The organism is Halorubrum sp. Atlit-8R, assembly GCF_003666025.1.
GTDB lineage: Archaea > Halobacteriota > Halobacteria > Halobacteriales > Haloferacaceae > Halorubrum > Halorubrum salinarum.
Genome location: NZ_QPLV01000003.1, coordinates 212,704 through 225,047, shown reverse-complemented (window position 1 = coordinate 225,047; position 12,344 = coordinate 212,704). Strand labels below are relative to the sequence as shown.

Below are 12,344 nucleotides of genomic sequence, written 5' to 3'. Positions count from 1 at the left end.
CCCGATGTCCGCTTCCGCTGACCCGATCCGGTACGCCACCGTCGACGCCGTACTACTGGCTCTCGGGAAAGACCCAGATCCAGATCCCGCCGCCGGAGGTCATTCCGAAGAACTGTTGGATCGGATCAAAAAACGCGTCGCATCTGCCACGCAGACGTGGATCAACCGGACGGGACGGGCATTCCATCCCGTGCGTGTCGGCGCCGTCGACGAGCCCCGAAGCTGGGAAGTCCACGACGTCCAAGACGCGCGGTCGTGGTCGCCGGCGAAAGTTATCGTCGATAATCCTCGACCACTCCCGTTCGATCCCACCGAGGGGGACACCATCGAAATCCGATCTGGGCGTAACCAGTGGGACGACGTCACCGACGAAGAAGGTGACGCGTGGTCGATGGACTACCGGCGTCGCCGGCTTCGAGTGTTTGAGCGCCGGCTCGCTATCACGCGCCGTGATGATCCGAACACGAGCTTTGTCCGACTCACGTATCGGTACGGCCCACTCGGCGAAGAGGTACAGATCAACGCCGACAACGTCGTCACGAGTGTGCCGCCCGACGTTTCTGAGGCGATCGCCGCAAAGGCCGCCACGCAACTTGCCCTCGACGATGAGCTCCGTCGGAGTGTTGACGACGACGGGCAGCTGACCAGCAGTTCCTCAAAACGATCGGCTCTCCAAGAATCGTGGGAAGATACAGTCGCTGACTACACGGGCTTCTCGACACTCTGACTATGGGGCTCAAACGCAGCTTCAAAGATGAACTCCGCGAAGCGACTCTCGACGATATCGAGGAGACCGTTCGCGACGAGATTGGGCCGCAGCTGATGGAGGCTGCTCGCGAGAACTGGAAGGCGTACGCCAGTCAGAACGACTACGACATCGATCACATCTGGGAAGATGCTGAGGGCCCTCACATCGGACGCGACGGCGACAGCATCACCATCCGTATCGAGTGGCCGGGGCTCACGGCGCTCTTCGAATGGGGTGTTGACCCGCACACCATCGAGGGCAATCCAATACTCAGCTTCTACTGGAAGTCGCCACCTGAAGGAACTCGCCCGCCAGGCGCACCAGCACACGTCGAGACAGACAGTGTGAACTGGGGTAGTGTGACCGGCGGCATCGACGAGTCGCGAGCGATTCGCGATGCGATGTCTGATCTTCGGCAGGTGATGCCCTAGTGGTTCAGAGCGAAGTCCGCTGGGCGCTTGAGGCGATCGCCGCCGAGTGGCCCGGTGGCGCATTCGAAGACGAGGACATCGTCCGCATCGATCGGCACGAACCCGAACTCCTTGAGACCGGCGAGCGGACAAAAACGGCCGAGTTCTCACGACACGCCGCAATTGCTGTGTCGCGACCGAGCCGAACCCGGGAGCCGCTGGGAACTGAGTTCAACTACGACGTTGAGACAACGCTCGACATCCGCATCCGGGGGTCACACGTCCGCGCCGGCGGGACAATCCCCTCGGATGACGAGTTCCAGCGGCTCGTGAACTACACGCAGGCTGCCCTCGACGCCCGCCGGAAGTATCCGAGCATCAAAGCAGACGATCCGATCGGCCACGTCACCTATCTTGAAGCGATAGTCGGCGGGCCGAAAGATATCTCGAGTAACAACCTCGACGATTTTGCCGTCAACATCGAGGTCCGCCTTAACGGCCGCCAAGATCCTGATAAGCGATGACCAACACTCATACACAGACGAATCGAGGTGAACAGCTGTGACTGGCGCCGGTTCAGCAAGCGTCTTCTGGACGCCTGAGAACTCGTTCGGCGCCGGTCCGCAAACCGATCCGAACTGGTACCTTCCAGGGAAGAACATCACTGTCAGCGAACTGGCAGTCAACCAAGCGCTTCAACGCACACGCGATCCCGACGACCCGACGCCCGACGGCTCCAGAGAGGGGCCGTGGGAGGGCGCAGCGACCGTCAGCTGGGACATCACCGACGCGAACTGGCACGACCTCGTGTTTGCGGACGGCGGGACTGCGCTCCCCCACTCGTCGATGCTCGCGCCGACGGCCTCGTGGTACTTCGGGATCGACCTCCCGGACGGCTCGACCATCCCGCGAACGCCAGTCGGGACGGCAGTCGTGGACGCGACGATCGAGTACAACCGCGGTGAGCACAACCGTGTCGAGCTGACGATGCTGTTCGGCGACGAGGACGACAGTATCTCAGAACCGGACGAGGCAGACATCGAACGCCCAACCAACGACCAGATATACACCTATCACGGGACCAATCTGGTCGTCGACGGCACGTCTCAGGCGCTCATGCAGTCGTGTACGCTTTCACTGTCGAATCTGTCCCGGATGCGGACTGGGCAGTCGCGAAAGCCGTACGATGCCGTCACAGGAGCTATCGAGCCGAGTCTGTCGAGTAATGCGACGTTCACCGAGAACGACCAACAGACACTCGCCGCCGCGTCGACGTCGAATGGTGGCGTTGAGATCGTCGGCGCTGTTGACGCCGTCTTCTCAATGGAAAACGGCCTCGGTGACACAATAGAGTACGCGCTGTCCGGCGTCCAGCCAACCACGTACAACTGGCAGGAATTGGTTGCGGCCGGCACTGACCTGAGCGAACCGATTGATTACCATGTCGCCGACGTTGAAGCCACGGAGACCACCGCATGAGCGACTCTGACAAAACGATCGACCTCAAAACAGAAGCCGAGCGTATCGCCACCGAACTCGAGGAAGTCACTGACCGGATGGCGGACATGGATCCGTCAACGGACGTGTACCAGTCGCTCGACGAGCGCTCTTCACGACTCGAAACGTACCGTCGAGGCGTCGGTTGGCTTCGTGGCTTCCCCGAAGAAGACTACCCCGACACCGACGATCCGGGGTCGGACTGGGAAACTGAAGAGATCACCCTCCGGCGACTCTCCATGGGTGATGGGCTCCGTTTGGATGAACACACGAGCGGTGAGACAGAGCGCACACTCTGGCAGATCGCGATCGGGACACACGACGCGCCGTATCTCGAACACGACGGCGAAGAGTACCCGGAAGTGCCTATCGAGGATGTCGAGGAGACGGTTGCCGTCCTCGACGAGGAGCCGCCGCTCGCGACCGGTCGCTGGCTCCAAGACCGCGTCGACGAGGTGAGCACCGTGGGAAACCCGAGCGGCGCGGGCAGCTACGCGCACTTGCTCACGACGAAGCGGAGCTCGGAGATGTCGCCGACAGCGTAGAACGCGACTATCTCATCGGGAGGGCCGTGGCTGCCGGACACGACCCACGCGAAGCGCGCGAGTATCCGATCCGTGACCTCAAACTGATGGTCCTGACTGATCCGCCCAACGTGAGTGATATCCTGTGAGCGAGTTCTCTACAGAGAGCACGGTCGAGATCCTCGTCGAAGAGCGCTCGCTGCGTCAGGCGCGTCAAGAGGTTGAGGCAGCGTTCGAGGATGTCCCTGTTACCGTGTCGAGTGGGGGTGGCAGCCGCCCCCCGGAAATGCGGTCTGACGGCGGTGGTGGGGCGTCCGGCGGACGGCGCTCGGCGCGTCTCGCCGAAGCGCAGACGGAGCATCTCGAAGACGCCGTCTACTACCTCGAAGAAATCGAGGATCACGTTGCTAAGGCCGGCCCAACTGGCGGCGGTCTCGGCGGCGTCGGGACCGAGCTGCTGGGAGTGGGCGCGGAAACAGCGGGCGACGTTGCAGTAGAAACCGGAAATACGGTCGCTGACGCCGTTATCGACACCGTCACGACAGGCGTCGGGAACGTCATCGCCGATTTTGTTCCTGGTGGTGGCGGTGGTGGTAGGGGTGGCAGCAGTGGTGGCAGTGGCAGGGGGGGCGACACGCTCTCGCCGACGATCACCACCGACACCGAGCTGTCGCCGACGTTCTCTCCGGTCTTCCGGCCGACGTTCAATCCCGAGTTCTCGCCACAGTTCTCGCCAGAGTTCACGCCCGAGCTCGACGTCGCCCCGGAGCTGAGCGTCTCGCCGCAAGTCGACGTCTCTCCACGCGTCGACGTCTCGCCCGAGCTTGAGGTCGACTTCCCTGACCTCAACTTCGGCAGCGACATCCAGAGTCCGCATCCCGTTGAGGTGACAAACTGGCCGAGCGTGTCGGGCGGTGGTAGCGAAGCAGACAGACAGCCAAACAACAGTTCCGATGGCACCGGCGGAGTACAACTCGGCGGTGATAACGGGATTACACTCGGTCCCGGGGGAATACAGTTTGGCGGAGACAACGGCATCACACTCGGAACAGATCCCGGCGATCCGACCCGCACACAATCCAACACCAGACGGAGTCAGGCAGCAACTGTTACAAATAGCTTCGACGTCTCACCGCAGTTCACGTTCAACATCGATACTGATCGGCTCGTCAGGGAAGTCAGCCGAGAGTTTGACAAGAAGATACGCGACATCAAGAGTGACCTTATCGATCGGGTCGAAGACGTTGAGGGCGACCTTGACGACCTCAAACGAGATATACGTCGCTGATTGGCCCACCACTTATCAATCCACATACTAGACAGATAGATATGAATAAAACAGGCACCCGGGCAATCGTTGCGGGGGGGTTTGTCGCGTCGGTGTTTGTCCTCCACCTGCGTGAGATACCTGCCGAGGCCGAACTAACTGCGGTGGGTGTACTCGCAGCCGCAGCTGGTGCTGGGATCGTTGTCGGATACACTCACGCGCAACGCGAGCAGCAAGAGCTATCCGAACTCCGCAACACAGTCGGCCGAATCCGCGAAGATCAGAAGCGTGCTTCACAGCGGTTTGAAGTCGTTGACGGCGACGAACTCGAAGACGACGTCTAACCACCGCCCCGCGCCGGTCAGCGCGTACCGTTTTCAGTACACCAATGCTCACCGACAGATTCGTACTTGAACTGGATGCGTTCGACCGCACAGCAACCTTCGAATTCAGAGGCGATTTCACGCCAACAAGGGAACTGAATATAAACCATCTGGTCGGTGGTAGAGGCGACGTGATCTCGACCCTGTACCAGCAAGCGAGCGACCTCGACCCGACGGACATCCTGCCGGACACGGAGATCCCGCGCCGCGCCGGCTTCTTCCTGGACGCTGGCGGCGGCCGGTCGACGTTCCAGTACACCGCCAACGTCGGCGTCGGCGACGACGACCTCCAGTGGGGCGACGAATCCAGCGCCGCGGGCGAGGCGAACCAGTATGACGCGACCGGCGACGTCGATCCAGTCGTGAAGCGCGACGTGCTCTTCCGCTGGCTGGCTGAGGTGCGCTCGGACTCCAGCGGCAAAGCCCGGCTCTACACCGGCGCGTGGACCGACGGCACATACGCCGACAGCCCGGGCGTGTACGGCGAGCCACTTCCCGTCGCACTGCTGTCGGCCCGCGCCGAGAAGCAGCCCGACGACTCGAGCGTGGTCAGCTACACGTTCGAGTTCGAGCGCGTCGCCCGCGTCCCGGGCGCTGTCGACGAGGTGACTGAGGACTTCAGCGAGGCTGCTGATGACGCCGTCAACCAGCTTGGCGACCTCGTTCCGGACTTCTGATCCACCATGACCACGCGAATCTACACAATCCCCCTCCCAGAGGCAACGACGCCCGACGAGCGCGACTCACTCGGCACACAACTCTCCGAGCAGGGCGTCCTCGGCAGCGACGCGATCGTCGAGGCGCTCTCCTCGCAGGCGGCCGACCTCACGCTCACGGGCCGGTACGCCCTCGGCCGGTACTACTCCGAACTCGTCGCGACCGAACTCGAGGAGCTTGCCGACTCGGCGCTTGGCGCCGTCTCCTTGTACGGCGGCGACAGCAACCGGTCGGGCTACTACCAGATCGAGAGCGCGGACGTCGAGCCCGTCCACGCCGGCGGGCGTGACATTTGGGAGTGGACGCTCACGCTGACGAACGCCGGCACACGAAAGAGCCATCTTCAGGCGTTGGAGACGTTGCCCTCACAGCCCGATCCCGGCCATGAGTTTGGGAGCGACCTTGACGGACACGTAGGTATTCCAGCGGCCGCCCGCCAAGTGCGAGCCGTCGACTCGACATCGGAGCCGACGCAGCGGACCCGACCCACACCCGTCGCCACCGTCGCCACCGAGTTCGGTGACGTCGACCGCTTCGACGCAACGACACTGTCAATCGACGAGCCGGTACTCCTGTACGACGTGTCGCCGGACGCACAGGCCGCTGTCGATGTCCGTGTGTACGACACGAACGGGCGCGACTCGAAGTTTATTGAGGGTGACAGCGGTCGGGTTCGGGCGTGGCAGTCGGTGTACGCCCATGACCACGAGTTCACCGGAAGCGTGGTGTTGAGTAACGGCCTCCTCCGGCTCACCATCGACGAGCCGACCACCGCCGACGCCACGGCCGCCCTCGAGGCCGAGCAGTGGGACGCCGACACGGACACCTGGACCGCCGTCGACCTGCCCTCGTACGCCGACGGTGATCTCGACACGGACTGGCAGCCCGCCGACGTCGACCTCACCCACATCGGGCAGGCACGCGTCGCCGCGCAGGTCGAGTTCGAGGCCGTCGCCGGAACGAACCAGGGCGACGTCTACGCCGTCGACGTGGATCTGGAGCGCGGGCGCGAGACGCTGGAGGTGTGGGCGCCCGAGTCGGTCGCCGAGCTCCCGCCGCCGGACCTGGAGGCGTTGCTTGAGCCGATCGCCTCGACGAGCGTCCTCGATAGTGGCGTCGAGCAGGGGCTTGTGGCGCGTGAGGAGGTGCGTCTGTAGATGCCGACGGAGACGTTCACTGCTGGCGACGACTTCACCGTCCCGCCCGGTGCGTCCTCTGTAACGGTCGAGCTAGAGGGGGAAGCGGGACAACAACGCACCCCGGGTAGCTCCGAAGAATACGGCGATTCGGGTGACGGCGGGCGCGTCGCCGGAGAGCTCTCCGTCTCGCCCGGCGACGTACTCCGTATCCGCAGCAGCCCCGGAGGGGCCGGACTCGGCGACGGCCAGGACGGCGGGGACTCCATCGACATCCGGGTCGGTGGGACGACACTCAACGACCGCGTCGCCGTCGCGGCCGGTGGCGGCGGCGGCGGGCACTTTAACGACACGTTTGATTTTTACAACGAACCGGGCGGCAACGGTGGCGCGGACACCGGACAGGACGGCAGCGGCGGGGGAGGGGGGACACAAACGTCGGGCGGAGCGGGTGACACGGACGACATTGACGGTCAGGACGGGTCGTTCGGGGCCGGTGGCGACGGCGGTGGGGGCGATCCAGACAGTTCAAATGCTGGTGGTGGCGGCGCGGGGTGGTACGGTGGCGGCGGCGGCGCCGCGCAGATAGCCTTTCAGGGTCCGGCCGACTCTACCGGCGGCGGTGGGGGGTCGAACTACACGGACGGTCTCGACACCGTTACCGCCAACGAACGCGGGGCGTCGTCACGGTCGTACTCGCAGGGCGGCCTCGTCACGATCACGTACGAGGTCGCGCCACTCCCGCCCGGTGCGTCGGCCGCGTACGTCGCCGACGACCAGATCGACGTGAGCATATCCGAGGACGCGTCGGCGGGAGACCCTGACAACTTCGAAGTCGAGGTGCGGCGCGACGGCGGGACGTGGCAGAGTCCGGCCGGCGGGCCGTCGTCGCCGTCGCCAGTCACAAACAGGTTCGGCGACTGGGGGTCGTGGAGAGGCGATGTATCCGTCACACAAGACAAAGACGGATTCAACGAGGTCGGTCGCGTGGACGCAACGCAAAATACTGGTTTCGAGGACATATTCACAAGCGAATTCAAAACCGGAGACTACGCCGACTCGGGCGAAGGAGAGTACGTGTATCTGGCCTTTGCTGCCAAATGGAACGAGCGACCGGACAGATTCGATGCCGGCGTGTCCGGCGTCAGCGGAGAAGCGATCGTGAACCCAGACCCGGACCCAAACAACTACCAACTCTACGTAGTCAAGGCGGACGGGCAGAACAGCAGAGACGAATACTTCAGGATTTACTACAGTAAATCAAACACAACAGCAGTCGCGGACATCGCAGACCCGTTCGTGTGGACCGCGCAAGAATCTGGGCCCGGCGCGGGTATAGTCGGGACCGCTTCGGACCGCACGGTCACAGGACAAACCCATCATTACGGGCCGAGATCTGACAACGCATACGGCGCGCAGGTCGGTATCGATTCAAAGTTTGAGTTCCGTGTTCGGGCCGTCAACGGCGCCGGGCCGTCCGACTGGACCTACACCGACCCGGTCTACACAACACCTGTTCCGCCGCACGATCCATACGTCACGCGAGAGACTGGGCCAAACGGCTCCCCGCCAAAGAACACGATCCGTTTCCACTGGACGAACAGAAGCGACATCCGCGACGTAACCGAGATTGAATTCCGAGAGGACACCGGGAGCGGATACGGGGGTTGGGGCGGTATATCTGCGTCAGACCCCGACGATATGCGGTGGTTTACCGTCAGCGGGCTGAACAATATCCTCTCTGCCGACGCGCGATACCAGCTTCGGCTCAGGACAGTCGCTCCCGATGGAAAGACGAGTGAGTGGGCGTATGCTGACTACGGCAACGAGGGCAACGTCTACTTTGAGGACGACTTCGAGAGTGGCGACCTCTCGGCGTGGGACGAGACAAACCTCGCGGGAGACACGGGAGTCCGCTCTGGTTCTGGAGGCGGCGACCTGACCATTACCGGAGCCGACACGGGGTCGAACTACTTTTACGGTGAAGGCGAGGGCGACGACGAGGGGACGTGGATACAGAAGAACCTCGGTGACTTGTCGGGCGAGTCCGACGTGTTGGTCCGCTGCGCCTTCGCCATAGCGAGCCTCGATACCCCGAACGAGGACTTCGGAATATCGTGGTATGACGGTTCTTCATGGCAACCGCTAGAACACTTCGGGTCGGCGTACAACCGTCAAGGATGGTTTGAGGTCGCTGCCCTCGTACCATCTCCCGACCTTTCGACTGATAACCGGATTCGGGTCGGGACGACGACGAGTGTCGGTATGTTCAGCGGTGACCACTTCGCCGTCGACCGCGTGGTCGTCTCGGACATCCTCCACGAGTACACCGCGCCCGCCGCGCCGTCGAACCTCTCGCTCGACGCGTCGACGGAGCGCGAGATCGGCCTGACGTGGGAGAACAACGCCGCGTTCAGAGACAACAACTACGTCGAGTTCAGGCGGTCGTCGGAAACCGATTTCGAGTACCTGTTCAACAACGGCGGGGCAACAGGTGTCGACGACACGTCGAACACCATACCCAGGCTACTCGACGGCGAAGAGTACGACGTGAAGGTCCAGACCAAAGTTATCCAGAACCGCAGAGGCGAGCGATCCAGCAGCCAGTTCCGGACGCGTTCGCCAGTCTCGACGGAAAAAACGGTGTTGCCCGCGCCGACCAACCTGACTGTCTCGGGCGTGACGGCCGACTCCGCCGATCTTGCGTGGCAGGCGTCGCACAATTACGGTGACACGCTCGTCCAGTACAAGCCAACCGACGCCGGTTCGTGGACGACCTACTCAACGGTCGCCCGCGACACCACGTCCGCGACGCTGACGGGCTTGCGAAACGGCGAGGCGTACGACGCTCGTGTCGTAGCGAGTACTGAGCACACGCAGACGGAGGACGATAGCTGATGCCTCAGCAGTTCACCACCACGCTCCCAGACGAGGATCAGCCCGTCCTCGGCAACGGCGTCGAGGACGAAGTCGCCGTCGACCGCGAGAGCGCGCCGACGAACTACGGCTCGGTCCGCATCCAGATACGTGAGACGGGGCAGTCGGCGTGGGGGTCCTCCGCTACGGGCTTCGCCGAGTTTATCGGCGCGTTCGGCACGCTCACGATGGAGTTCGTCGGGCGCGAGGACGGTGAGGAGTACGAGGTCCGCGCCCGGACGGAGACCGAGCACCGCACGGGTGCGTGGACGGACCCCGTCGCGATCACGACGCAGTTCCCCGGCGCGACCAGCCTCTCCGTCTCGGTTGTTTCCTCTACTGCGATTGACCTCTCGTGGACTGACAACGCCGACAACGAGGACGGTCAGTACGTCGTCCGTGAACGACGACTCTCCGACGGGTCATGGGGGCGGGAACGGATCGCTCTTGACGCCGGTACCAACACGGAGTCCATTACCGACGACACGGCGCAGCCAGGTCGTGAGTACCGTTACCGGATCCGACCATACACCGAACATACTGAAGCCGACAGCAACACCGAGACGGCGACAACGCCGCCACTCGACGGCATCCGCGACCGACGTATCCCTGCGAGCGGCTGGAAAGTTGAGGTCGACCATCCGTCGGGCGACACCCTCTCGCCGACAGTCCTCACCGACGCCGAGTGGCGGCCACGACTCAACGCTCAGCCCGAGATCCGCGTCCCTGTGCCCCGCTCGTCGACGTGGGAGGAGACCGATGTCGAGGGCTCGACGATCCGCGCCTGGAAGGACGGCACCCGGCTGCCGATTGACGAGCTCCAGACTGTTGAGCGCGACGAGACACAAGACGTCCTCGTCGCTGTTGGCGGGACCGCGCTTGAAGACGACGTCGAGGGCATCGAGTACCCCGAAGCGGACGCGCATGTCGCCGCCGAGGAGGTGATCGAAGAGGAACTTGGCTGGGTCGCGAACGTCGACGACCCGCAGACAGACGCCCGCGAAGACGTGCGGCTCTTCCAGGCGAGCGACTCCGGTGACTTCACCGAAGCGCTCGGTGGTGCCGATCCGTTCCCGGCGACGTCGCCACTGACCGTCCAGAACAACGAGGTGTACGCACAGCCGACCGGCTGGTTCCGCGAGGCCGAGGACGCCGACTACAGCGGCACCGTCAACACGACGCAGGGCGGCGAGTGGTCCGGCGGCCAGTCGGTGCGGCTGTCGTCGGGCGAGGCGTGCGAGATAAGTTTCCAAGTCCAGCACACCATCCCCGACGGACAGGCGACGGCGACCATCGTGTACGGCATCCCGTCGGGTGAGGCGCCAGGACTGGAGTTCACGCGGACCGATCCCGACGGCTCCGAAACTGTCGTCTCGTCGTTCGGCCCGGGCGGCATCAACGATACGGGTGGACAGTTCCAACTCGATTCGTTCGAGGTCACGTTCAACAACGACGGCCCGCTTGAGCCGGGGGTGTACGACTTCGAGGTCCGGATCCCGGTGACATCCGGCGGCGAGCTCTATCTCGACTTCCTCCACGCTCGCGACGCGCGCTTCCCAGTCGACCAGGACACGACGCCTGTCGACGGCGTCGTCACTGGGTGGCAGCAGCGTCCGGCCGACATCGACATCGTCTTCGAGCCGATCACGTCGGTCGAGCAGGTGGTCGCCGCCGAGATCGATGTCGACATGGCCGGCGGCGGCCCGGTGGCGCTCGCGCTCCGGAACGACCAGACCGCCGCGTGGGACGAGGGGACGGGATCGACACACGCCGCGACGTTCGCAGAGCCAAGCCAACTGCTTCAGGCGCGCGTCACGCTCGGGCGCGAGGACTCCGGAACCGCCTCGGGCGAGTTCGGTGACACACCGCACCGGCTGGAGTTTCTCGACCTGTTTGCCGACCTCATCAACACACCCGTGCTCCTCGACTTCGTCCATCGCGGCACGATCGAAGAGCTCCTCAACCGGATCGCCGACGCCGGCGACTTCATCTGGGAGCTCCGGCGTGCGGCGCCGGACGCGAACGCGGAGTATCGCATCGAGTGGACTCAGCCCGGGCAGCGGCTCGCGGATAGCGAGCCGACGCTTGTCTCCTTCGACGGGCAGCGGTCCATCGCGGAGAGCTACCAACGCGTTATCGCGGAGGGGAAGACCTCCAGTGTCGAGAGCGAGACGTTCGTGGCGAACGACTACGGACTCAACGTCGGCCTCGACGAGGGACCGGTCGACACGGGCTCGGAGACGGTGTACGACGTCGGCGACCGGTCGACGCAGTACGAGCGCAACATCGACTACACACTCGGCCACTCCGAGGGGACGATCACCATCCTCGAAGGTGGGTCGATGACGCCCGGCACGGAGTACGCGATCGACTACGAGTGGCGATTCGAAGGCGAGTACGCGCAGCCCGCCGTCGACGATCCGGACACGCTGCGCGAGGAGTTCCCCGATGCGACGTCGAACCGCGAGTGTGAGCAGCTGGCGCTCGCCGTCGTTCGTGAGGTTGCCGAGCCACTGGAGGAGGCCGAGGTGACCATCCGCGAGACGGACCCGAGCCGGTCGCTCGTCGCGTCGATCCCGGCAGATGAGTTGCCCTTTGAGGGCCCGCTAGAGGTGCGTGACATCTCGAGTGCGGCGCGTGAGGTGACGCTGACGCTGGGGAGCCGGGAGACTGCGGGCGACGTCGTCGATAACCTGCGGCGACGGCTCTCCGCGGTTGCGCGGAACGTCTGACCACGACCGCACCG

General features: G+C 63.9%; 11 protein-coding genes. All 11 read left to right on the top strand.

Going from position 1 to position 12,344, the window contains the following annotated elements:
* Positions 1 to 4: 4 nt before the first annotated feature.
* The 11 genes from DVK05_RS09860 (at position 5) to DVK05_RS17100 (ending at position 12,330) form a co-directional block, all read left to right on the top strand.
* On the top strand, positions 5 to 727 hold the full coding sequence (locus DVK05_RS09860; protein WP_121563188.1) for a hypothetical protein: 723 nt from the start codon (positions 5 to 7) through the stop codon (positions 725 to 727).
* A gap of 2 nt (positions 728 to 729) precedes the next feature.
* The gene (locus tag DVK05_RS09855) at positions 730 to 1,179 is read left to right on the top strand and encodes a hypothetical protein (RefSeq protein ID WP_121563187.1); all 450 of its coding nucleotides are present in this window, start codon (positions 730 to 732) and stop codon (positions 1,177 to 1,179) included.
* Positions 1,179 to 1,682: a hypothetical protein gene (locus DVK05_RS09850; RefSeq protein WP_121563186.1), complete on the top strand. Its 504-nt coding sequence runs from the start codon at positions 1,179 to 1,181 to the stop codon at positions 1,680 to 1,682. Before DVK05_RS09855 ends, DVK05_RS09850 begins: the two co-directional genes overlap by 1 nt.
* 37 nt (positions 1,683 to 1,719) lie before the next feature.
* A complete protein-coding gene (locus DVK05_RS09845; protein WP_121563185.1) occupies positions 1,720 to 2,637 on the top strand; it encodes a hypothetical protein in 918 nt (305 codons plus the stop codon).
* A complete protein-coding gene (locus tag DVK05_RS09840) occupies positions 2,634 to 3,200 on the top strand; it encodes a hypothetical protein (protein WP_121563184.1) in 567 nt (188 codons plus the stop codon). Before DVK05_RS09845 ends, DVK05_RS09840 begins: the two co-directional genes overlap by 4 nt.
* Before the next feature lie 124 nt (positions 3,201 to 3,324).
* A complete protein-coding gene (locus DVK05_RS09835) occupies positions 3,325 to 4,467 on the top strand; it encodes a hypothetical protein (RefSeq protein ID WP_121563183.1) in 1,143 nt (380 codons plus the stop codon).
* A gap of 41 nt (positions 4,468 to 4,508) precedes the next feature.
* Complete coding sequence (locus DVK05_RS09830; RefSeq protein ID WP_199712310.1) at positions 4,509 to 4,790, top strand: hypothetical protein; 282 nt, start codon at positions 4,509 to 4,511, stop codon at positions 4,788 to 4,790.
* A gap of 44 nt (positions 4,791 to 4,834) precedes the next feature.
* Positions 4,835 to 5,506, top strand: coding sequence for a hypothetical protein (locus tag DVK05_RS09825; RefSeq protein WP_121563181.1), 672 nt, complete (start codon positions 4,835 to 4,837; stop codon positions 5,504 to 5,506).
* Positions 5,507 to 5,512: 6 nt separating this feature from the next.
* A complete protein-coding gene (locus tag DVK05_RS09820; protein ID WP_121563180.1) occupies positions 5,513 to 6,703 on the top strand; it encodes a hypothetical protein in 1,191 nt (396 codons plus the stop codon).
* Entirely contained in the window at positions 6,704 to 9,580 is a 2,877-nt protein-coding gene (locus DVK05_RS17105; RefSeq protein ID WP_158598857.1) for a fibronectin type III domain-containing protein, read from the top strand.
* The gene (locus DVK05_RS17100) at positions 9,580 to 12,330 is read left to right on the top strand and encodes a hypothetical protein (RefSeq protein WP_158598856.1); all 2,751 of its coding nucleotides are present in this window, start codon (positions 9,580 to 9,582) and stop codon (positions 12,328 to 12,330) included. Before DVK05_RS17105 ends, DVK05_RS17100 begins: the two co-directional genes overlap by 1 nt.
* Positions 12,331 to 12,344: the final 14 nt, after the last annotated feature.

What these genes read in the sequence shown, in the direction of transcription:
- DVK05_RS09860 (WP_121563188.1), top strand. Translation starts at nt 5, where the DNA reads ATGTCCGCTTCCGCTGACCCGATCCGGTACGCCACCGTCGACGCCGTA.
- DVK05_RS09855 (WP_121563187.1), top strand. Translation starts at nt 730, where the DNA reads ATGGGGCTCAAACGCAGCTTCAAAGATGAACTCCGCGAAGCGACTCTC.
- DVK05_RS09840 (WP_121563184.1), top strand. Translation starts at nt 2,634, where the DNA reads ATGAGCGACTCTGACAAAACGATCGACCTCAAAACAGAAGCCGAGCGT.
- DVK05_RS09830 (WP_199712310.1), top strand. Translation starts at nt 4,509, where the DNA reads ATGAATAAAACAGGCACCCGGGCAATCGTTGCGGGGGGGTTTGTCGCG.
- DVK05_RS09825 (WP_121563181.1), top strand. Translation starts at nt 4,835, where the DNA reads ATGCTCACCGACAGATTCGTACTTGAACTGGATGCGTTCGACCGCACA.
- DVK05_RS09820 (WP_121563180.1), top strand. Translation starts at nt 5,513, where the DNA reads ATGACCACGCGAATCTACACAATCCCCCTCCCAGAGGCAACGACGCCC.
- DVK05_RS17105 (WP_158598857.1), top strand. Translation starts at nt 6,704, where the DNA reads ATGCCGACGGAGACGTTCACTGCTGGCGACGACTTCACCGTCCCGCCC.
- DVK05_RS17100 (WP_158598856.1), top strand. Translation starts at nt 9,580, where the DNA reads ATGCCTCAGCAGTTCACCACCACGCTCCCAGACGAGGATCAGCCCGTC.